We start from the raw sequence: 21,556 nt of genomic DNA, 5'->3' as shown, positions 1-21,556 counted from the left end.
CGTTATCTTAATTAATATTTTTATTAAAAGGAGCTGTCCACATTGAAAGGTATAGCATTTAATACATGGGTTTATAGTAGTTTTCCAAACTGGCTTTCTTCTTATCCTCTAGAGGAAGTCATTAACCGTCTCTCTTCATTTGGTTATGATGCCATTGAAATTGGCTGCGCTGCGCCACATGCATGGCCGGACTATTTATCACCTGAAAGAAGACAAGAAATCAAAGCATTATTAAAGGAAAAGAATTTAAAGGTTTCATCGATGCTGCCAGCACCAGGCGGCGGTCCAGGAATGAACCCAAGCTCTCCTTTAAAAGAAGAAAGAGAATTTACGATTAATCATTATAAAGAAGTTGTTCGTTTAGCGCATGAATGGGAATGTCCGACAGTTATGTGGATTGCGGGCTGGGTTGTATTTGGAACTTCACAGCAGGAAGCATGGAACTATAGCTTGGAAGGCTTAATTGAAGTAGCTCAATATGCAAAGGATCTTGGTGTGACACTAGTGGTTGAGCCAACTCCTGCAGATAGCAACCTAATTGAAACAGCTGACGATGCCCTTCTTTTAGCAGAGCAATCCGGTATGGATAATGTAAAGGTTATGTTCGATACCTTCCATGCTTTATACCGCAATGAAGTGGCGAGCGACTATGTATACCGCATGAAGGACAAGCTTCATCATGTTCATATCGCTGACAGCGACCGCCTGCCTCCAGGTCATGGACGCTGTGATTTCGCCGCGGTTTTAAGAGCATTAAAGGAAATCAACTACGACGGATATTTATCAATGGAAGTCGGCTTCAATACCAGACAATCCGAGCCGGACTGGTACGCGAAGACCTCTATTGCTTACTTGAAAGATAAATTAAAAGAAATTGGTTGGGAATACAAATAACATTCAACAATAAACGGGCGGTGACAACCTGCCATCGCCCATTCTTCTTTAAAGGGGGTATTCTCCGTGCAAAAATCCTCAATTCTTCTAGAAACTCCTCGATTTATCACTGCATCAGAAATCAATCAAAAAAATCCTAAGGTATTTAAAAAACATAAGGACGAAGACTATACCGAGATAATTTTTATAGAACAAGGGCGTGGTGACTTTAAATTTGAAGAAAAACGTTTTATCGGAAATGCAGGGGACCTGATTATTTTAAATCCATTCATTAGGTTTGAGGGGAAATCTAGTATAGATGAGCCCCTAAAAGGGATATCTATCTGTTTTTCCAATATTTATATCAATGGAAATAAAAAAGGTATTTTGATAGAGTCCACGGATCTTCCAATTATCCCTCTGCAGGAAGAAAAAAAGGAGATTCTTAATTATTTAAATGCCATATTAAATGAATATGATTTAAAACGTACCGGTTATCAGGATATCATATCTTCGATTTTACAAACTGTTGTTATTAAAGTTACACGTCTTTTGGAAAATGGCAATCATCCTATCCTTTCTTCGATTTGCCTTGAAGTAAAAAAATATATTGAAGGGAATTTTCGTCAGGAGCTGACATTAAACGATTTAGCTAACCTCGTTTATGTAAGCCCCTACCATTTAGCTCATGTTTTTAAAGAAGAAGTTGGGATGCCGCCCATTCAATACATGATTCAGTGCCGTATAAATGAAGCCAAAAGGCTGCTGGAGCATTCCAACCTTTCTGTGAGAGAAATAGGATCGTTAATAGGCTACGAAAATGCTAATTATTTCAATTTGCTTTTTAAAAAAATAACAGGGATTCCGCCGGGAAAATATAGAAAGATTAAGGAATAGGCAGGTGGACTTATGTTTCTAGAATTGAAAAATATTGATAAATCTTTTTTCGGAACAAAAGTATTAGATGGAATCAACTTTGAATTAAGAGCAGGTGAAGTCCATTCGATTATCGGGGAAAATGGAGCTGGTAAAAGCACCTTAATTAAAATGATTGCGGGCATTTATACCCCTGATGAGGGTGAAATTTATATTAATAAAGAAAAGGTTAAAATCTCTTGCACTCAAGAGGCACAAAAATTAGGTATTTCGACAATTTACCAGGAACCAATGTTAGTTCGAAGTATGAGTATTGCCGAAAATATATATTTAGGAAACTATCCTAAACTATTAGGATTCATTCCGAATTTTTTAAAGATGAAGAATGAAGCAAGACGCTTGTTAGAGCTCTTAGGATGTCCAATGAACCCCAATTCACTGGTTTCTTCGATAGATCCAGGAGAACGGTATATCGTTTCCATTGCTAGAGCACTAAGTAGAAAGTCAAACATTTTAATAATGGACGAACCAACGGCAAACTTAAATGAAGTTGAACGTAACCGATTGTATCAACTAATCAAAGAATTTAAAAAGCAAGGAATAGGAATCATCTTTATTTCCCATCAATTGGATGAAGTGCTAAAAATAAGTGACCGGGTGACGATTTTAAGAGATGGTCGGCATATCAATACCAGCGATATCAAAGCCTTAAATAAAAGGGAAATGGTTAAACAAATGATAGGAAAGGATATTGGTCATTATTTCCCTCCTATTTTAGCTAGTAAGGGTGAAGAGATGCTGCGGGTGGAAAATTTGTCACGAGCACCTCTCCTAAGAAATATTAACTTTTCGTTATATGAAGGAGAAATACTGGGAATAGCCGGGTTATCTAGATCGGGGCGAACAGAGTTATCAAAAATTATCATAGGGCAAGTGCCAAAAGAGTCAGGCCATATTTATTGGCGAGGTAAAGAAATTAAATTAGAAAATCCCTATGAGGCTGTAGATGAACGTATTGGATACGTTAGCGAAAATCGTCTGGAAGAGGGGCTTTTGACGAATATGGATATATCACAAAATCTAACCATTTCAAGCTTGGACAAATTCAATAAATGGCAAGTTATTAAGCGGAATGAAGAGCAGGATACCGCATTAGAAAAAGTAATGGAACTAGATATCAAATTAAAACATATCCATGATCAAATTAAGTATTTGAGCAGTGGAAATCAGCAAAAAGTTATCCTGGGGAAATGGTTGGTCGCGGATAGTAAATTGCTATTATTAAATGAACCGACTCGGGGCATTGATATCGGATCAAGATGTCAATTATATTTAGCTATACATGATCTTGCGCAGAAAGGGAAGGGGATCATGGTTATTTCCTCAGACATTACCGAACTAATCGGTTTGTGTAACAGAATCTTAGTTTTGCGTGATGGGCAAATTGTAGACGAGATTCATCATACCCATGCATCTGAAGAAAGAATTAGGAGAATTGCAATTCAATAGTTAATAAGTCTTTCCATAATCATGGAGAGGCTTTTTTATTTTGTAAGCGTTAACAATATAGTATATCTTTGTTCGCAATTTTGTTAATTTTTAAACATTTGAAATCCATGTACTATTAAAAGTGTAAAAACGATCATTCACTATCAGGGGGGAAGAGAAAACGATGAAAACAAAAAAATTTGCGTCAATTTTAGGGAGCTCTTTGCTGATAATTGGTTTGTTAGCGGGTTGCGGAGCAAAACAAGAAGCAGCGAAAGATGTACCGGCCGCTCAAAAGGAATCCGCTAATGGGTTAGCTGCACTGCCGCCATTAAAAGAAGAAAGTACATTAGGAAAACCAGCCGGTGTAGAAACTCTGGAATTGACACCACAAGAAATTGAAAAAATTAAAGCCATGAAACCATTTATCGGCTATTCTGTACACTTCGGGGACATTGCCTCAGAGAAGGTTATTGGACAAGCCATAAAAGAAACAGTTGAATCTTTTGGTGGAAAATATGTTCAAACGGACGCACAAAGAAATTTAAATAAGCAAATGAGCGATGTTGAATCGTTAATCCTTCAAAAGGTAAACGGCGTTGTAGCAATCGGAGTAGATACAGCCGCATTTGGACCAGCAGTCAAGAAATTAAATGATGCGAAAATTCCAGTTGTCCTTGGCGGCGGTCCTCCTAATCAAGGTGAATTTACTAGTTTAGTAGATCCAGATGGTTATGGCGGCGGTTTTGCTGCAGGCAAAGCTTTAGTGAAAAAGCTGAAGGACGAAGGAATTAAAAGTAAATCTTTAGCTACGATGGGCTTGAGAGCCTATATTCTCACTTGTGAACAGCGAGTAAGAGGGTTCGAAGATGCTGTCCGCGAAGAAGGATACAAAATTGTTGCCAGGGGGCAGGCTGATACCGCAGACCAGGCACAGCAAGAATTTGAAAATATCTTAACTGCACATCCCGATGTAGTCGGTGGATTTGGAGTATATGAAACGCCGGCATTGGGGATGGAAGCAGCGGTAAGAACTTCGGGCCGAGAAGTTTTCGTTGTAACACATGACTTAAGTGATCATTTAGCCCAAGGTTTAGAAAAAGGAAATAAGATCGTTATTTTCACTTCTTCACAAGATTTATATGCAGAAGGAAAGTATAAGACTTTGGCGTTGTTAAAGAAACTGGCAGGCGGAGAAGTTCCGAAATATGTAACTGTTCCAACATTACCTACTTCATCTGAGAATGTAAAAGAACAATATAAGAAAGTATTTCAAAAGACTTTAGCTGAATAATCTGTTTAAAACATTGTTTCTGGGTTAGATCTTCTATAACCCAGAGACATTTCTAGGGGGGGGAATCATGGTTCAAAATGTCCTTGAAATGAGGCAAATAACGAAAATTTTTTCAGGTTTTAGGGCTGTTGATGGTGTTGACTTTGACCTGAGAAAAGGAGAAGTCCATGCTTTGCTGGGTGGAAATGGGGCGGGAAAAACCACCTTAATGAAGATTCTTGCCGGAGTGTATCGTCCTGAAAACGGGAGTATTTTAATAGATGGGAAGCAAGTACAAATTAATTCAAGAAGTTCCTCCCAGGAACATGGAATTGCCATGATTTTTCAAGAGTTAAGTGTATTGCCGAATCTGACTATTGCTGGAAATTTATTTCTGTCCAGAGAAAAGAAAAAGGGTATCCGGTTAGATGATAAACAAATGGAAAAAGAGGCACAAACGCTTCTTGAAAGTTTGGGAATGAATTTATCCCCATCCCAGATTGTAAAAGATTTAAGTATGGGGGAGAGGCAGTTAATCGAGATTGCAAGAGCCATCTCCAGTAATGCCAAAATCATTGTCATGGATGAACCAACTACGGCGTTAACGCAGGATGAACAGGAAAAGCTTTTTGAAATTATTCGGACGTTAACCTCTAGAGGTACAGCCATTATTTATGTATCGCATCGCATGGATGAAATCTTTGAAATATCCAATCGGCTGACTGTCCTTAGAGATGGGAGAAAAATTCAGACCTTACCGACCAAAGAGGCCAACACAAAACAAATTATCAACATGATGATAGGCGACAATGAGCTGCTTTATGATTTATCGGAAAAAAGGGAAACGATCAATAAAAAGGCAGGTCCAGTTTTACAGGTAAAGAATCTGTCAGGACAGAAATTCAGCAATTTGAGTTTTGATCTTTTTAAGGGGGAAATCTTGGGGATAGCCGGGTTATTAGGCAGCGGCAGGACAGAGATTTTAAGGGCGATTTCGGGAATCGATCCGATCACCTCAGGATCATTCGCCTTAAATGGTGAGATTGTAAGGATAAAGTCCATTCATGATGCCATTGGAAAGGGGATTATTATGGTCCCTGAAGATCGAAGAAAAGAAGGAATCATTCCTGGAATGTCGATCAAAGAAAATGTTACATTAACCAATCTTCCTAGCATATTCCCACAAGGAGTCATTAAATTTAGGGAAGAGGACAGGATTGCCAAACAAAATATTGATCATTTAGACATCCGTCCAGGAGATCCGAAGAAATTGGTAGGGAAGCTAAGTGGAGGAAATGCACAAAAAGTAGTCATTTCCAGGTGTTTAAACTTGAATCCAAAAATTCTATTACTTGATGAACCGACTCAAGGAATTGATATAGTCGCGAAAACGGAACTACAAATGTTATTTCGTCAATTAAGCGATCAAGGGATGTCTATTATCGTTGTTTCTTCCGAATTGCCTGAGCTCGTGGCGCTGGCTGACCGTACGATAGTTCTCTATGACGGAGAGGTAAAGAGGGAATTGGAAGGTTCAGAGATTACGGACAAAAATATTTTATATTATGCGACTGGGGGGGCCTAAATGAGTTTAGGAGTGGAAAGACAATCGATCAATTCAAAAAAGATGAACAAAAACAATTTACAGATTGGGAAAATCTTAACCTCATCTCAGGCCATTATCTTTATAGGGCTTGTCATATTAGTAGTTGTGTTTAGCTATCTTTCACCTTATTTTTTAACCTTTAGTAATTTCATGAATATCATTCGCCAGATGGCGATGATTGCAATTGTGGCTTTTGGAATGACGTATGTCATCATTGCTGGTGAAATTGATTTATCAGTAGGATCCATTATCGGGATTACGGGAATGTTTGCTGCCATCACGATTCAACAAGGCATGAATCCAATCCTGGTCATCTGTTTATCTCTCGCTTTAGGTGCTTTGATAGGGTTATTTAATGGTTTGATGGTAGTAAAGGTTCGAGTTACAGCCTTTTTAGCCACATTAGTGACCATGTCTGTATTAAGGGGGCTGTCATTAGCGTCGAGCCCAGGTTCCGCACCGATCACGATTAACTCGACTACGTATGTTGACTTAACAACCATGAATATTGGACCAATACCGATTGTCTTAATCTATCTTGCCGCAATCTTAATTATGGCCCATTTTACTTTGAACAGAACCGTTTTCGGAAGACATATTTATGCGACGGGCGGCGGTCCGATCGCTGCTTCACTAGCTGGAGTGAATGTTGGCAAAGTTAAAGTGATGGTTTTCGTCATTTGCGGTTTTCTTTCAGCGTTCAGTGGAGTGGTTTTATCCGGGCGTCTATCAGCAGGTCTTCCTGATTCTGGAACAGGTTGGGAACTTGATGCGATCGCCGCTGTTGTATTGGGAGGAACAAAGTTTAGCGGGGGGCAAGGTACTGTTCTTGGTACGATTGGCGGTGCGCTAATTATTGGTGTACTAAGTAATGGATTAACGCTATTAGGGATGACCTATGCTTATCAATTAATGATTAAAGGCGCCATAATTGGATTAGCTGTCATTCTTGATATTTGGGTTCGAAGAGAAGAGGCTTAAAAGCTGACTCCAATGAAAGGCTCGTCATAATTTTTTTGTTTTTTGCATGAAAGAAAGCCGACAGTTACAAATGTCCTGTCGGCTTAATTAAATTAGACCATAAATATAGACTGTTTATTGAGGCTAAACACCTTATTTAAAGCCAAGATAACCCCATCATGATCATTATCCTCCGTAACGACATCGGCTTTCTCTTTGACGTGATCAGGAGCATTCCCCATGGCAATCCCCAGGCCAGCTGCTTCTAACATCCCAATGTCATTTGCTCCGTTACCAATTGTTACGACTTCTTCAGGGGATATCCCAAGGTGGGTGATGATCGGTAAAATCCCCGTCCATTTTGATCCCTTCGGAAATACCTCCAAGCGGTCTCCTTCATCAAAAGGCGCTGCTGCATCCTTTGCTGTTTCCTGCAAAATGGCCCGCTGCTCCTGGTTTACATAAAGTACTAACCGATGTGCATCACGATTTGTATCGTTTAAATCGGAAAGCTTCGCTTCTGGGAGCAAGTACTCGATTCCTTTTGCCGGACGATTAGAACAGGATGATCTGTAAGAGAAATGGATATAGGTATTACCCAATTCTTCCGTTGCGCTGCATAACAGATAGGCAAGGGCAGCAGGTATTTTCCCATCATGAATGATTTCTCCATTAATGAGAGAAAAACCGCCATTATAAGTAACGAAAATGGAAGTTCCGAGCTGCTCTCCATATTTTTTGGCACCATCATAAGATCGGCCTGTCGCCAATCCAACAAGAATTCCTTTTTGCTGAAGTTTCTTTACGGTTTGCACCAGCTCCAAGCTTAATTCTTCTTTGGAATCTAGGATCGTTCCATCTATATCAAGAAAAACGATGCGATACATTTAATCACCTCGAAGATTATAGTTTTATTTCATTCTCTATCATAATACAATATACTGATTTTTGTATATTTAAAAATAATTATATGTAAAAGATTCAATAACTGGCAAAAAATTCTTTTAAAAAAGTATTGTAAACGTTTTAAATAGATGTTACATTATGAGTGTCGAAAGTACAAAAAATTGTACATTCACATTAATCACAAAACACCTTTCAAAACGCTTTGAGCGATTTTTTTTATCTTAATTATACAAAATACTGTACATTGAACGGATGGTGATGATGGACAATCTTGAAAACCTTTTTACGAAAAAGGGCATCCTATTACAAAAGGTTGCGGAGGAATTATTGTTCATTGAAGTGAATGAACGCTTGCCGAAGATTGGTGACTTTGCCGCTAAATTTCATGTTGGCCGCGGCACGGTCCAAACGGTGTTAAAAAAATTAGAAGATGAAAACTGTATTAAGCTAGAAGCTAGAGGCCATCTTGGGACCTTTTTGCGATACAAAAATATTTCAAACTTATTAAGATTTTCAGGAGCTAATCAAATTACCAGCGTCATGCCGCTTCCTTATTCCAAGAAGTATGAAGGATTAGCAACAGGAATAACGTCACAGTTTGAACAATTGGGCATTTCTCTCAATATTGCCTTTATGAGAGGATCCAAACCAAGACTTCATGGAGTGAAGGATGGAAGATATGATTTTGCGCTCGTATCGAAATTCTCGGCCATAGAAGAAATGAAAAAAGATCGGTCATTAAAAATTGCGTTAGAATTCGGCGCAAAGACCTATGTATCTGAACATGCCGTCATTTTTTCCGACCCGGAAAAGAAAAACATCAGCGACGGAATGAAAGTTGGAATTGACAGTTTCTCGACCGACCAACAAATCCTGACAAATGCAGAAGTTCAGGGTTTAAACAACATTCAGTACCTTGAATTCAACTATATGCATTTACTTCAACATTTAAAGGCACAAACGGTGGATGCGATGATTTGGAACGTGGATGAAATTAACCATTCAGCGTACAATATTCAGCCGCTGACCTCACCACTTGCGCTTCAGTTTGAAAAACATATGAATGAAGCTGTTTGTGTAATCCGTTCGGAAAATCGAAAAATGGAATACATTCTGCACCATTTATCTTTAACAAGAATAGTAGAAACGCAAACCAAGGTCGTAAACGGGGACTTAATTCCAAAATATTAATTTTTTCAGTTATTATACGAAAAATTGTATTTTAATGGGGGTGGTTACTTTCCAACAAACAATGACAGTTTCACGCATTCCAGATTAAAAAAGCATTAAATCCGCAAACTAATTGTAATCATATAGCTCAATATACAGTTTTTGATATATTGATATTCTGAAGAAGCAAGGGGAGGCATTAATAATGGATGCTACTTTAAAAGAGAGAATCGATCTTTTGCATGATACAAACCAAATCAATGATGAAATTTATAATCGGCTGCCTTATTTAATGGAAGAAGTTGAAAACTTCCTTGATGTAAAACTAACAGAAGAAAATGCCGGTTCTTTTACGAGCCACATTTCAGTGGCTTTGCAGAGAATTTCCAAAAACGAGCCTGTCACAGACATCGCGAGCGAATTGGAAACGCTTATCGGAGAAAACCCGGAATATTATCAATTTGCTAAAGATTTATTGGAAAATGACGAAACAAATATTGATGCAGAAGCAGCATTTATCACTTTATATTTCTGTTTGTTAACTGGAAAGGGGAATGAATAATGTTACGAATCGTTGTTGGAGGTCTTAAAAAGGACGTTATTGAAAGAAGTGCAAAAGCTGTTGGTGGAGAGAATGTACAAGTTACCGTTACATCTGATTTTGATGCAGCTAAAAAAGTAAAAGCCGGAGATGCCGACTATTATTTAGGTGCATGCAACAGCGGCGGAGGTGCAGCCCTTTCGGTTGCAATCGGTATTCTTGGCTATGGCAAATGTTCGACAGTCGCCAAAAACGGAAAAAAACCAAATCAGCAAGAAATTGAAAAGTTAGTTCAGGACGGAAAAATCGCTTTTGGTATGGCTGTAGAGAGCATAGAAGAAGCTGTACCAGTAATTGTGAATAGCTTGCTTAAAAAACATAACCTTTGATAGGAGATGGGGAAATGGATATCTTTCAAAACTTATCGTTCTTTGAAATAGCAGTTGTGGTCTTGCTGACTGCGTTGACTGGGTTAGCTGCTCATTTGGGAAAGGCGGTATTCCACGATGGAATTCGCCCGATCCTTCCTGAGTTTTTAGAAGGTCGAATGAAGCGTACAGAATTGGCTTCAATCTCCTTCGGTTTAAGTATCGGATTTATCGTGTCTGTCGGGATTTCGTTCGCCGTATCCTTTAAGATGCTGAACCCGTGGCTGCTTTTCCTGCCAACGGATATTTTAGGGGTAATGGCTGCCAGCTGGTGGATGGCGGCAGGACTTGGAGCTGTATGGGGAGTTGTTGCCTTATTTGGACTAACAGGCGTTCAGACAGCGTTTTCCTTACTGCCAATTGATTTACTTGGTTCTTTAGGGGAATTATCTACACCCGTTCTTGTTGCGTTTACAGCGTTTCCGATTATCGCGATTTTATATCAATTTGGCTGGGTACGAGCCTTGTTTTCTGGCCTTGCAGCATTGGTTGTCCGTCAATTGCTTCCAATTGTCGGCGGCGTTTGGACGGATAAGGCAAATGCAAATTTAAAAGAAGCAAGTGAAATTGCTGGTGTTACTTTCCCTGATAAGGCTGACTTCGCTGGTAAAGTGAAGGCGCTGAAGGACGCAGCTGAAAGTAATCCACACGTACAAGATTTAATTTCACAAGCAACCAATAACTTTTCGTTGGGAAGTACAATTTCTGGTTTTACGATGCAAATTGCCGTATTGATGTTAATGGGTATGATTCTATTAATTACCTTTGCGGTCATGAAAGACGTGAAAAATAAGGCTGAAATTACTATCGATACGGATGAAGAAAACATCTTTGAAGCACGTACAAAACGGATATATAAAGGTCTGCCAATCCTAGCAGCGATTGGTGCTTTACTTGCCATTGCTACTAATCTCGGATTAATGAATGGATCAGAGGTTGATGGTCCAATCTTGCAGCAAGCTTGGGCAGCTTCAGGGGCAGAGCGAAGCAACCTTCTTCACAGTGCAGCGATTGCTGACATTATCAGGGGTATCAGTTTTATTCCATTGATTGCGACCACTGCTCTTGCAACAGGTGTTTATGGTGTTGTTGGTTTAACCTTTGTTTTTCCTATTGGTCTATTATTACCGAATCCAATTCTAGCTGGTATTGTCGGTGCACTGTGGGTTTGCTTAGAGGTTATTGCTCTTCGCGGAATTGGCCGTTTCTTACAGCGCTTTCCGTCATTGCGTGAAGCGTCCGATAATATCCGTTCATCCATGAACTCTATGATTGAATTGGCCTTATTTATCGGTGGAGCTTTCGCCGCGATGAAAATGGCACCAGATGCAGTTGGTTTATCGTTAACCGTTTATATTCTATTATACGCTGCAAACGAAGGTCTCGGCCGTCCAGTCATGAAACTTGCAGCAGGTCCAGTAGCGATTATTTTAACAGGTATTATTCTGAACTTATTATATTTTCTTCATCTAATCTAAAACTTGAAAGGTAGGTTTATCCTACCTTTCCCTATGGAGGTAATTACTATGAAAGTTCATTCCGTTACAGGAACAGTTGATCCGCAGCAAGTACAGAAAACGATGATTCATGAACATCTTGTGTTTGATCTTTCAGGTGTACGCCAGGAAGTAGATAAGGATTCTAAACTCGAAGACACTCCGATCTTAGACCGAGAAATCCAAATGCTGAAGGATTCAGGCTGCAACACGATCGTAGAAGTTTCTAATATGGGAATGGGCAGAGACGCAAAGGCACTTTATCACATTGCCAAAAAGCATGACTTAGTCATTGTGGCTTCCACAGGTTTTTATAAAGAATCCGTTTATCCTGCCTTTGTTTTTGAAAAATCAGCTGAAGAGCTGGCTGATATGATGATCCGCGAAATTACAGAGGGCATGGATGACACGGATATCAAAGCAGGTCTCATCTCTGAAATCGGCAGCAGCTTGAACGAAATCACTCCAACTGAACAAAAAGTATTTCAAGCTTCCATTATGGCCCATAAGATGACAGGGGCACCAATCAGCACACATTGTGAAATTGGAACAATGGGAAAAGGACAGCTGGAGATTTTCCAAAGATATGAAGTCAATCTAAAACAGATTTCTTTCGGCCACCAGGATTTAAACACTGATCTGGAGGAACAATTGCTTCTATTACAAAGCGGGGCCTATATCCAATTTGATACCATCGGCAAAAACAGCTACCGAAAAGATTCTGATAAGGTTGATAACCTGCTTGTATTACTGGACCGCGGCTATCAGGATCAAATAATGCTATCTTGCGATATTACAAGAAACTCTCATTTGAAGGCTAACGGCGGACATGGTTATAACCATTTATTTGAAAGCTTCATTCCCGCGCTGTTAAAAAGCGGCGTGACAAATGAAATCATTGAAAAAATGCTCATTCATAACCCACGTAAATTTATAGCATTTTAAAATGTTACGAATTATGAGAAGGAAGGGCAGGAAATGAGTCTTAAATATGAACGTTCTATTTTGAAGAATATGACGTTAGAAGAAGCAAAAAAGCTGCAGTTTCGGCTCTTGGATGAAGTAACGAAAGAGTTTTCGAATAATGAATTCTTTCAAATTGGCGATGTCGGTCTTCATCCGGACTATCACCGGCCGCTGACCACTGCAAGAGTCGAAAAGGTTATTGCCAATACCTTTGGTGCAGACGCTTGTGCTTTAGTGCGCGGGAGCGGGACAGGCGCGATCCGGGCGATACTAAGTGTATTGCTTGAACCAGGTGATCAATGTATCGTTCATTCGGCTCCAATGTATACGACAACAAAAGAAACATTTCGCTTGATGGGTTTAAAACAAAACAAAGTCAATTTTAATGATAAGCAAGCACTTGTAACATCGTTAGAAGCAGATAAAGAATCCAAGGTTTTTTATGTTCAGCACTCACGACAGCAGCCTGTCGATGAGTATGACTTAAAGGAAATCATCTCCTTGGTAAAAGAGTTGCGGCCTGACTTAGCGATTGTCGTGGATGACAATTATTGTGCGATGAAAACCCAGTTTATCGGTACGCAGTTAGGGGCGGACCTCTCCACTTTTTCTGGCTTTAAATTGTTAGGGCCAGAAGGGATTGGTGTGATTTTAGGCAAAAAGGACACAATTCAGCGGCTTCACCAGCGAAACTACTCCGGTGGAGGGCAAGTACAAGGTTTTGAGGCGCATGAACTGCTTCGAAGCTTGGCGTTTGCTCCTGTTATGATTGCTATCCAAAATGAGCAGGTTGAGGAATTGTGTTCCCGAATCCATCATGGCGAATTAGAAGGCATTAAAGATGCCTATATCACTAATTCACAATCAAAAAACGTGATCATTGAATTCGAGAAGCCAATTGCCGTTCAAGTAATTGAGCTTGCCTCCAAATATGGAGCAGCCACTTACCCGGTCGGTGCTGAATCACGTTATGAATTGATTCCGATGATTTACCGAGTATCTGGGAGCTTTCTTGAAAGCAGACCAGAACTGAAAATGCATGGGGTTCGAGTAAATCCTATGAAATCTTCTGCAACTACTGTGATAAGAATTTTACAAAATGTACTAGAAGAAATCTCTAGGGGGTGAATTGCCCATGTTTATCAATATGACAAAAAAACGAAATCCCGGACTCATCCAAGCGGCGGTAAAACTTCATCAGGAAGGAAAAATACCTGCCAATACGTATGTGATTGACGTGGATTCGTTGGAAGATAACGTAAGAAAACTTAGTCAAACTGCAAAAGAGCATGGACTTAATTTGTATTATATGTCAAAGCAAATCGGAAGAAGCGGATTTGTGGGCAAGATCATCGAGCAAAGTGGCATCGAGCGGGCTGTTGCCGTTGATATAGATGAAGCATTTGAACTTAAAAAACAAGATTGTCATATTGGCAATATTGGTCATATAGTTCAGCCAGGCAAATCCCAATGGGAAGAAGTATTGACAAAATTACAGCCGGAGATTGTTACTCTTTTTTCAGTAGAAAAAGGTAGACAGCTTTCAGAGGCAGCTGAAAAATTGGGCCTGGTTCAGGATGTCATTCTGAGGGTGATTAGACAATCTGATATGGTTTATCCAGGTCAATTTGGCGGCTTCCTATTGGATCAGCTTGAAGATAGCTTGGACGAGCTGCTGCAGCTTAAAGGAATCCGTGTAATTGGAATTACAAGTTTTCCTGTACTGCAAATAAATGGAGAAAAAAATAATTTTGATTTTACCTCCAATATGGAAACGATCCAGCTGGCACGTAAAATCCTTGAAAATAAAGGAATTACCGTGACCCATGTGAATGCTCCAAGTGCCACAAGCTGCCACACGATACCAATGCTGAAAGAGTATGGTGTGACACATGGAGAACCAGGACATGCGCTGACTGGCACGACGCCATTACATGCCTACAAAGAGGATTTGCCAGAAGTGCCAGCCATGGTGTATGTATCGGAAATTTCTCATATGGATGAAAAACATGCGTACACGATTGCAGGCGGATTTTATCCGCGTTCCAATATGGAAAATGCACTATACGGAAGTAACGGAACAGAAACTTTGGAGCAACCCGCAAAAGTGGACTGTGTGTCACCTGAAAATATTGATTATTATGGATGTCTTAAGCGTGAGAAAAATATGAAGGTTGCGGATACAGTTGTTTACGCGTTTCGTACACAAATATTCGTAACCAGAGCCCATGTTGCCTTTGTTCGAAATGTGAATTCCGATCAGCCAGAGCTCATTTATTTTCAAAGAAGGGGGAATTAAGGTATGAGTAAAATCACGTTACTAGTGTTGGATGGATTTGGGGTCGGGGCAATGGAAGACTGCAAGGAACTAAAGATGGAGGACATCAATGCCCATACGTATAAACACATCAGAGAGAGCGTTGATTTAAATATTCCTACTTTATATAACCTGGGATTAGGGAAAATTGTTGACCAAGTCGGAGTTCCAACAGCTGCTTACGGAAAAAGCAACTTGGCGCATCCAGGGGCCGATACCTTTATGGGCCATCAGGAACTTATGGGAAGCAGACCACAGGTTTCAAAAAAACGTTTAATGAAAGATATCAGAAATACTCTTAAACAGGCATTAGAAGAAAAAGGCTATACTGTGACCAATCCAATTGAAGAGTCTACTATTTTACTAGTAAATGGTGCCGTTGTGATTGGCGACAATCTCGAATCCCAGCTTGGTAATATTATTAACGTTGTCGGGGATTTGAGACAGTTATCGTTCGAGGAAGTTATTAAAATAGGTAAAGTGGTACGGGCAAATGTCGATACAAGCCGCGTGATTATTTTTGGCAATGAAAAGTCGGATATCGAAATGATTCTTTCTGTTGTGAAAGAGAAACATCCTGGGCAATGGGGTGTCGATGCTCCGAAAGCGAATGTTTATGGAGAGGGATACCGGGTACTTCATTTAGGGTACGGGGTCGAATTTGAGAAGCAATTTGCTCATATTGCCGAGTTAAATGAGATTCCTGTTTATCGGATTGGTAAAACAGCGGATGTGATTCAAGCAAATGGATACAGTGATCCAGTTGTGAATACAAAGGATGTTCTGGAAACCTATGCCAAGCTTTATCACGAAAGTGAAGAAAATGCCGTCTTCTTGGTGAATGTTCAAGAAACAGACCTCGCGGGTCATAAAGAGGACAGCGAGTGGTATAAAGAAGTATTAGAGACATCAGATGCGTTTTTGGCTTCCTTCATTCCGGAATTAGGCGAGGAAGATGTGCTGATCATTACGGCTGACCATGGGAACGATCCAACCATCGGCCATTCAAATCACACAAGAGAACAAACGCCAATATTAGTTGTCGGTAAACGTGTCAAGCCTGTTTCGATTGGAACGAGAGAAACGATGGCAGATATCGCGGCAACGATGGCGGAATTTGTAGGGGTTGAAAGACCGGAGTATGGTGAGAGCTTTTTACATGAGGTTTTGTGAGAAATTTGAGGGGGACGTGCCTTTTAACAAGGAGATGGTAAGATGAAACTTGTAAAAGTTAAAGGTCATGAAGAAATGAGCGAGTTTGCCGCCAATTATATTTTGGATCAAGTGAAATCCAATTGCCAGTTTAAATTAGGTCTTGCAACAGGAGGTACTCCTGTTCGAACCTATGAAATGTTAATTGAGGATTTTAGAAGGAACTATACTTCCTACCAAAATGTTTCTACCTATAATTTAGATGAATATGTAGGGATTGCACCGGATGATCCTAATAGCTATCATACTTTTATGTTTAAACATTTATTTGATTACATCAACATTCCAAGGAAAAAAGTCCATATCCCAAATGGACTTTCAGCGGACATTCACCAGGAAGCTAGTAACTATGAAAATATCATTGATCAAATCGGTGGTGTAGATTTGCAATTACTAGGAATTGGTGAAAACGGCCATATTGGTTTTAATGAACCTGGTACCCCATTTGACACGGAGACACATATTGTAACATTAACGGAATCAACAAGAAGAGCTAATTCCCGTTATTTTGAGAGTGTGGATAAAGTTCCAGAAAAGGCGATAACGATGGGGATTGCCAGCATTTTAAAAAGCAAGGAAATTTTATTATTGGCTTCAGGTGAATCAAAAGCAGAGGCCATTTATCAGATGTTTACCGGGGAACCAAGTATAGACTGCCCTGCCTCTGTTTTGAAAAACCATCCTAATGCAGTGGTGGTAGCGGATGAAAAGGCTGTCTCAAAGTTAATCGCTACAATGAGTATGAGCCATAGCTAAAACCATCATAATATGCCAATTAGAGGAAGCCGTACAAGATGCGGCTTCTTTTGTTTTGCAGGGATCAGTAGTTGGGGATCTCTTTACCAGCGGTCTTTATATTGATATATTCAAGATACTGAATATAGGATTTTGTCTGAAGGCGGTTAGAAGACATATGTGGGAAAAATTGTATTCAAAAAACGGATTAGCAGCTAAAAATATAGCTCTAGAGCTCTTAGCATTGGAAGTAGGCCATAAAATTCCGACTGTCACCGATTTTTGTGATGAACTCGGTTTAGGAAGAGGCACAGTCCAGGGGGCAATTAAACTGCTTGAAATGCTTGGAGCCATTGAATTAGAGGCAAGAGGTCATCTAGGGACATTTTTAATCAAAAAGGATGTAAGTCTGCTTCTTGATATATCTGGTACAGGTCCTTTGGTTGGAGTCATGCCTTTGCCATATTCAAAAAAATACGAAGGATTGGCAACCGGCATTATTGATGGTTTCAACCTCCTGAACAAACGAATTAGCCTAGCTTATATGAGAGGTGCCAGCAACCGCTTGGAAGCGCTTAGAACAAGACGTTATGATTTTGCTATTGTGTCACGATTGGCTGCTGAAGAGGGGACAGAACACCATAAAGGATTGGAGATCGTTAAATCCTTTGGCTTGGGGACCTATGTTTCAGAGCATAAGATATTCTTGTCTGATTCATCAAAGGTCAAGATTGAACCAGGGATGCGAGTAGGTATTGACCGTTCGTCACCAGACCAAACGATCATAACGCTGCTCGAATGTGAAGGCCTGGATGTTCAATTTATCGATCTAAACTATATGCAGCTTTTTCAAATGTTAAAAGAAAATCAAATTGATGCAGCCGTTTGGAATATTGATGAAATTCGCTCCGTCGAGACTTTTAAGGCTGTAGATTTTCAATCCGAAAAAGCAAAAAGCCTAATTATGAAAACATCAGAAGCTACTATTGTAATAGATACGAGCAGAAGCGAGGTATTAAAGCAAATCTCTTTGCTGGATACAGGGATTGTTTTAAATGCTCAAAGACTCGTGGAGACTGGAGAAAGGTTTCCGCAATATTAATATTGGTTAAGTTTAGTATGTGGATAATTTTTTTGTTTAAAAACAGCTATATAGCCATTGATGTGGATAAGTACGTGTGTTCTTGTTAGTAATGTGGATAACTCGGCATTTTATTGTGGATAATGTGGAAAACTAATAAAACTATTTGTAAATATGTTATTTGAAATGTGGATAAGCTAGTGGACAAAGGGGCTTTGTTTGTGGATATCCAAACAAAAAAATAACCGGACTCAATGAGTCCGGTTATTCCATTATTCCGCCAGCTCCGCCCATTCTTCCATCAATTGCTCGAGCTCAGCTTTGGCTTTTTCACTTTTTAAGTTAATTTCCAACACTTTTTCGTGATTCTGAAAAATATCCGGCTCACACAATAATACTTCACAATCCTGAATTTCCTCTTCAAGCTCAGCAATCCTTAATTCGATTTCTTCTAATTTTCGTTTTCGCTGCCGCTCCAGCTTTTTGCTTTCCTTGTCCTGTTGATAACTATTTTTTTCTGAAGTATCAACCTGAACCTTTTTAACAGAATCGGCAAGGGCTAATGCCGCCAGTTCTTCCTGTTCCAGCTTTTTTTCTAAATAATAATCATAATCCCCAAGATATTCACAGCTGCCATCACGGCTTAACTCCAACACTTTTGTTGCGATGCGGTTAATGAAATAGCGGTCGTGTGATACAAACAAAATCGTGCCAGGGTAATCGATTAGGGCATTCTCAAGAATCTCTTTACTATCTAAATCAAGATGGTTGGTTGGCTCGTCCAAGATTAAAACATTCGCTTTCTCGAGCATCAGTTTCGCAAGGGCAAGCCGCGCCTTCTCGCCGCCGCTTAAAGTCGAGACCGTTTTCAGTACGTCATCACCAGAAAATAAGAAATTGCCGAGCACTGTCCGGATTTCTTTTTCATTTTTCAACGGGTAATCATCCCATAATTCGTTAAGGACACGTTTGTTTGATTTTAACTCCGCCTGCTCCTGGTCATAATAGCCAATCGAAAGGTTTGTCCCGTAATGAATCGTCCCGCTCAATGCCGGCAGCTTTTTAATGATCGTTTTTAAAAGCGTTGATTTGCCGATTCCATTTGGACCAACAAGAGCTATACTTTCACCTTTAAAAGCCCGTAATGAAATCCCCTCAGAAATCACAACACCGTCGTACCCAACGGCAAGCGAATCCACCATAAGAACGTCATTACCACTCTGCCGCTCAATTTCAAATGAGAAAGAAGCAGACTTTTCATCCCCTAATGGACGATCCATGACCTCCATTTTCTCAAGCTTTTTCCGCCGGCTTTGCGCACGTTTGGTTGTTGAGGCACGGGCTAAATTGCGCTGAATAAAGTCTTGCAGGTTCGCAATCTCTTGCTGCTGCTTTTCATAAAGCTTCAGGTCGCGCTCATAGTTGGCCGCTTTCTGGTCTAGATATGAACTGTAATTGCCCGTAAAGCGCTGAATCTGCTTCCGGGATACCTCATACACCTGTGTGACGACTTTATCTAAAAAATAGCGGTCGTGGGAAACAATTAATATGGCACCCTCATAACCCTGAAGGTATTGCTCCAGCCATGAGAGAGTATCGATATCCAAGTGGTTGGTCGGCTCGTCCAGGATTAGGATGTCAGGTTTGGTTAATAGCAGTTTCCCTAAAGCAAGCCGGGTTTTTTGACCGCCGCTTAAACTGGCAATCATCGTATTTGAATCATGAAAATTTAGTCCATGAAGCACGGAGCGAATATCCGCCTCGAACTGGTAGCCGCCCTCCTCCTTAAATTTCACTTGAAGTCCATCATACTCTTTTAAAATTCTTTCGTATCGGCTCGAGTCTTCGAAAATACTAGGATCAGCCATTTGTTCCTCAAGTTTGCGCAGCAACTTCTCCATCTGCCGAAGTTCCTCAAAAACAGTCAGCATTTCTTCCCAGATAGACAAATTGGATTCTAACCCCGTATTTTGCGCCAAGTATCCGATGGTCACATCTTTCGGCTTAATAATTTCCCCGCCATCATGTGACAGATGGCCGGCAATGATTTTCAACAACGTTGATTTGCCTGCACCGTTACGGCCAACAAGGGCGACGCGGTCTCTTGTTTGTAATTCCAGCTTTATATTCGATAAAATAAGGTCAGCACCATAATATTTTTGTAATTGATTAACCTGCAATAAAATCATAAAATTCACCTCTATACTACTCACTAGTTTACCGTATTCCCTAAGGTCCGGCAATAAAGCAAGTTAGTTCCCCTGAAGTGAATACCTCATGGACAAAAAAATGTACCGATAGTTCAAAGTTTCACAGACATAGAAAGAAAAATAGTGTATGATTTAATCGGAGGATTGTTTATATGGCAGAATTCACTCATTTTAATGAAGAAGGCAGAGCTAAGATGGTCGACGTCAGCGATAAACCAGAAACGGCTCGCACAGCTCTTGCTCATTCAAGTATTACAGTCAGCAGAGAAATTTTTGAAAAAATAACAAATCATGAAATGAAAAAAGGCGATGTCTTAGCTGTAGCGCAGGTTGCCGCCGTGATGGCTGCGAAAAAGACATGGGATCTCATTCCAATGTGCCACCCGATTCCATTAACGGGAGTGAATATCTCCTTCTCATGGGAGCAGACCGGAGATAACTATCAATTACATATTGATGCTTTTGTTAAAACAAAAGGAAATACAGGTGTAGAAATGGAAGCGTTAACAGCGGCCTCTGCCTGTGCCTTAACCGTTTATGATATGTGTAAAGCCGTTGATAAAGGAATGGTCATCGGGCCGACCTATTTAGTAGAGAAAACAGGCGGTAAAAATGGAGATTTTAAGAGAACAGAACTAGTTTAACAAAACTATTTATATGGGGTGTGGGAGATTATGAGTAATGAAACGATGAAAATACCACAGGCGACAGCCAAACGGCTGCCCCTTTATTATCGATTTTTAAAAAACCTGCATTCTTCCGGCAAGCAAAGAGTTTCATCAGCAGAATTAAGTGAAGCGGTTAAGGTAGATTCGGCGACCATCCGAAGGGATTTTTCCTATTTCGGAGCTTTAGGGAAAAAGGGTTATGGCTACAATGTGAATTACTTATTAACCTTTTTCCGGAAAACATTGGACCAGGATGAACTGACAAAGGTTGCTTTGATTGGTGTGGGGAACCTTGGCACAGCATTTTTAAACTATAATTTTTTAAAAAATAATAATACGAAAATTGAATGCGCATTTGATGTCGATCCTGGAAAAATGGGAACGATGATTCGCGAGGTACCGGTTTATCATTTGGATGAGCTGGAGAGGGTAATCACCGAACACCAAATATCGGTGGCGATTTTAACCGTTCCGGCGCAGGTCGCCCAAATGATTACAGACCGGCTTGTAAAGGCAAATGTGAAAGGGATCTTAAATTTCACACCGGCAAGATTAAATGTTCCGTCCTCGCTTCGTGTTCATCACATTGATTTAGCTGTCGAGCTGCAATCATTGATTTACTTTTTAAAGCATTATCCAAATCCAACAGATGAAATCGAAGAATAAAATGTTTAAGGGTTTTTCGCAAAATTTTGCGGAAGGCCCTTTTTTTATTAGGACAAGTTTTTTGAATCTTTACAACGTAACAGT

Annotated in this window: 20 protein-coding genes; 18 read left to right on the top strand and 2 right to left on the bottom strand. The window is 40.0% G+C overall.

Going from position 1 to position 21,556, the window contains the following annotated elements; all coding sequences use genetic code 11:
• Positions 1-42 precede the first annotated feature (42 nt).
• From V7161_RS27080 to V7161_RS27055, 6 genes are all read left to right on the top strand, one after another.
• Positions 43-894, top strand: a complete 852-nt coding sequence (locus V7161_RS27080; RefSeq protein WP_335715903.1) for a sugar phosphate isomerase/epimerase family protein — start codon at positions 43-45, stop codon at positions 892-894.
• Positions 895-960: 66 nt separating this feature from the next.
• Complete coding sequence (locus V7161_RS27075; RefSeq protein WP_335715902.1) at positions 961-1,770, top strand: AraC family transcriptional regulator; 810 nt, start codon at positions 961-963, stop codon at positions 1,768-1,770.
• A 12-nt stretch (positions 1,771-1,782) separates the two neighbouring features.
• Entirely contained in the window at positions 1,783-3,258 is a 1,476-nt protein-coding gene (locus V7161_RS27070; RefSeq protein ID WP_335715901.1) for a sugar ABC transporter ATP-binding protein, read from the top strand.
• 163 nt (positions 3,259-3,421) lie between these two features.
• Positions 3,422-4,531, top strand: a complete 1,110-nt coding sequence (locus tag V7161_RS27065) for a sugar ABC transporter substrate-binding protein (RefSeq protein ID WP_335715900.1) — start codon at positions 3,422-3,424, stop codon at positions 4,529-4,531.
• A gap of 67 nt (positions 4,532-4,598) precedes the next feature.
• A complete protein-coding gene (locus tag V7161_RS27060; protein WP_335715899.1) occupies positions 4,599-6,095 on the top strand; it encodes a sugar ABC transporter ATP-binding protein in 1,497 nt (498 codons plus the stop codon).
• Positions 6,096-7,097 (top strand): ABC transporter permease, encoded by a 1,002-nt coding sequence (locus V7161_RS27055; RefSeq protein ID WP_335715898.1) that lies wholly within the window; start codon positions 6,096-6,098, stop codon positions 7,095-7,097.
• Positions 7,098-7,189: 92 nt separating this feature from the next.
• On the opposite strand, the gene V7161_RS27050 is transcribed toward V7161_RS27055, so the two are convergent.
• Positions 7,190-7,963 (bottom strand): HAD family hydrolase, encoded by a 774-nt coding sequence (locus tag V7161_RS27050; RefSeq protein WP_335715897.1) that lies wholly within the window; start codon positions 7,961-7,963, stop codon positions 7,190-7,192.
• 280 nt (positions 7,964-8,243) lie between these two features.
• Between V7161_RS27050 and yhfZ (V7161_RS27045) the strand changes: the two genes are divergently transcribed.
• From yhfZ (V7161_RS27045) to yhfZ (V7161_RS27000), 10 genes are all read left to right on the top strand, one after another.
• Positions 8,244-9,173 carry a GntR family transcriptional regulator YhfZ gene (yhfZ, locus tag V7161_RS27045; RefSeq protein WP_335715896.1) on the top strand — a complete coding sequence of 310 codons (930 nt, stop codon included), beginning with the start codon at positions 8,244-8,246 and terminating at the stop codon, positions 9,171-9,173.
• Positions 9,174-9,357: 184 nt separating this feature from the next.
• Entirely contained in the window at positions 9,358-9,714 is a 357-nt protein-coding gene (locus V7161_RS27040) for a PRD domain-containing protein (protein ID WP_335715895.1), read from the top strand.
• A complete protein-coding gene (locus tag V7161_RS27035; protein WP_289989088.1) occupies positions 9,714-10,082 on the top strand; it encodes a DUF2620 domain-containing protein in 369 nt (122 codons plus the stop codon). Before V7161_RS27040 ends, V7161_RS27035 begins: the two co-directional genes overlap by 1 nt.
• Before the next feature lie 14 nt (positions 10,083-10,096).
• A complete protein-coding gene (locus V7161_RS27030; RefSeq protein ID WP_335715894.1) occupies positions 10,097-11,599 on the top strand; it encodes a YhfT family protein in 1,503 nt (500 codons plus the stop codon).
• 48 nt (positions 11,600-11,647) lie between these two features.
• Positions 11,648-12,562 (top strand): phosphotriesterase family protein, encoded by a 915-nt coding sequence (locus V7161_RS27025; RefSeq protein WP_335715893.1) that lies wholly within the window; start codon positions 11,648-11,650, stop codon positions 12,560-12,562.
• A 33-nt stretch (positions 12,563-12,595) separates the two neighbouring features.
• Entirely contained in the window at positions 12,596-13,711 is a 1,116-nt protein-coding gene (locus V7161_RS27020) for an aminotransferase class V-fold PLP-dependent enzyme (protein WP_335715892.1), read from the top strand.
• Positions 13,712-13,718: 7 nt separating this feature from the next.
• Positions 13,719-14,882 (top strand): YhfX family PLP-dependent enzyme, encoded by a 1,164-nt coding sequence (locus V7161_RS27015; RefSeq protein WP_335715891.1) that lies wholly within the window; start codon positions 13,719-13,721, stop codon positions 14,880-14,882.
• A gap of 3 nt (positions 14,883-14,885) precedes the next feature.
• Positions 14,886-16,073 carry a phosphopentomutase gene (locus V7161_RS27010; RefSeq protein ID WP_335715890.1) on the top strand — a complete coding sequence of 396 codons (1,188 nt, stop codon included), beginning with the start codon at positions 14,886-14,888 and terminating at the stop codon, positions 16,071-16,073.
• A 42-nt stretch (positions 16,074-16,115) separates the two neighbouring features.
• Complete coding sequence (gene nagB, locus V7161_RS27005) at positions 16,116-16,868, top strand: glucosamine-6-phosphate deaminase (RefSeq protein WP_335715889.1); 753 nt, start codon at positions 16,116-16,118, stop codon at positions 16,866-16,868.
• Between the two features lie 157 nt (positions 16,869-17,025).
• Positions 17,026-17,949, top strand: coding sequence for a GntR family transcriptional regulator YhfZ (gene yhfZ / locus V7161_RS27000; RefSeq protein ID WP_335715888.1), 924 nt, complete (start codon positions 17,026-17,028; stop codon positions 17,947-17,949).
• Positions 17,950-18,200: 251 nt separating this feature from the next.
• On the opposite strand, the gene V7161_RS26995 is transcribed toward yhfZ (V7161_RS27000), so the two are convergent.
• Entirely contained in the window at positions 18,201-20,117 is a 1,917-nt protein-coding gene (locus V7161_RS26995) for an ABC-F family ATP-binding cassette domain-containing protein (RefSeq protein WP_335715887.1), read from the bottom strand.
• 173 nt (positions 20,118-20,290) lie between these two features.
• Between V7161_RS26995 and moaC the strand changes: the two genes are divergently transcribed.
• Positions 20,291-20,782 carry a cyclic pyranopterin monophosphate synthase MoaC gene (gene moaC, locus V7161_RS26990; RefSeq protein WP_335715886.1) on the top strand — a complete coding sequence of 164 codons (492 nt, stop codon included), beginning with the start codon at positions 20,291-20,293 and terminating at the stop codon, positions 20,780-20,782.
• A 30-nt stretch (positions 20,783-20,812) separates the two neighbouring features.
• Entirely contained in the window at positions 20,813-21,472 is a 660-nt protein-coding gene (locus V7161_RS26985; RefSeq protein ID WP_335715885.1) for a redox-sensing transcriptional repressor Rex, read from the top strand.
• Positions 21,473-21,556: the final 84 nt, after the last annotated feature.

The organism is Neobacillus drentensis (assembly GCF_036965425.1).
Lineage (GTDB): Bacteria > Bacillota > Bacilli > Bacillales > Cytobacillaceae > Neobacillus > Neobacillus drentensis_F.
This window is presented reverse-complemented; position numbering and strand designations above follow the sequence as displayed.

Bases quoted from the DNA above. Each gene is read 5' to 3' on its own strand.
- V7161_RS27070 (WP_335715901.1), top strand. From the start codon at position 1,783: ATGTTTCTAGAATTGAAAAATATTGATAAATCTTTTTTCGGAACAAAA.
- yhfZ (WP_335715888.1), top strand. From the start codon at position 17,026: ATGTGGGAAAAATTGTATTCAAAAAACGGATTAGCAGCTAAAAATATA.
- V7161_RS27035 (WP_289989088.1), top strand. From the start codon at position 9,714: ATGTTACGAATCGTTGTTGGAGGTCTTAAAAAGGACGTTATTGAAAGA.
- V7161_RS27055 (WP_335715898.1), top strand. From the start codon at position 6,096: ATGAGTTTAGGAGTGGAAAGACAATCGATCAATTCAAAAAAGATGAAC.
- V7161_RS26985 (WP_335715885.1), top strand. From the start codon at position 20,813: ATGAGTAATGAAACGATGAAAATACCACAGGCGACAGCCAAACGGCTG.
- V7161_RS26995 (WP_335715887.1), bottom strand. From the start codon at position 20,117: ATGATTTTATTGCAGGTTAATCAATTACAAAAATATTATGGTGCTGAC.
- V7161_RS27050 (WP_335715897.1), bottom strand. From the start codon at position 7,963: ATGTATCGCATCGTTTTTCTTGATATAGATGGAACGATCCTAGATTCC.
- V7161_RS27020 (WP_335715892.1), top strand. From the start codon at position 12,596: ATGAGTCTTAAATATGAACGTTCTATTTTGAAGAATATGACGTTAGAA.
- V7161_RS27065 (WP_335715900.1), top strand. From the start codon at position 3,422: ATGAAAACAAAAAAATTTGCGTCAATTTTAGGGAGCTCTTTGCTGATA.
- V7161_RS27060 (WP_335715899.1), top strand. From the start codon at position 4,599: ATGGTTCAAAATGTCCTTGAAATGAGGCAAATAACGAAAATTTTTTCA.
- moaC (WP_335715886.1), top strand. From the start codon at position 20,291: ATGGCAGAATTCACTCATTTTAATGAAGAAGGCAGAGCTAAGATGGTC.
- yhfZ (WP_335715896.1), top strand. From the start codon at position 8,244: ATGGACAATCTTGAAAACCTTTTTACGAAAAAGGGCATCCTATTACAA.
- V7161_RS27030 (WP_335715894.1), top strand. From the start codon at position 10,097: ATGGATATCTTTCAAAACTTATCGTTCTTTGAAATAGCAGTTGTGGTC.
- V7161_RS27010 (WP_335715890.1), top strand. From the start codon at position 14,886: ATGAGTAAAATCACGTTACTAGTGTTGGATGGATTTGGGGTCGGGGCA.
- V7161_RS27015 (WP_335715891.1), top strand. From the start codon at position 13,719: ATGTTTATCAATATGACAAAAAAACGAAATCCCGGACTCATCCAAGCG.
- V7161_RS27040 (WP_335715895.1), top strand. From the start codon at position 9,358: ATGGATGCTACTTTAAAAGAGAGAATCGATCTTTTGCATGATACAAAC.
- nagB (WP_335715889.1), top strand. From the start codon at position 16,116: ATGAAACTTGTAAAAGTTAAAGGTCATGAAGAAATGAGCGAGTTTGCC.
- V7161_RS27025 (WP_335715893.1), top strand. From the start codon at position 11,648: ATGAAAGTTCATTCCGTTACAGGAACAGTTGATCCGCAGCAAGTACAG.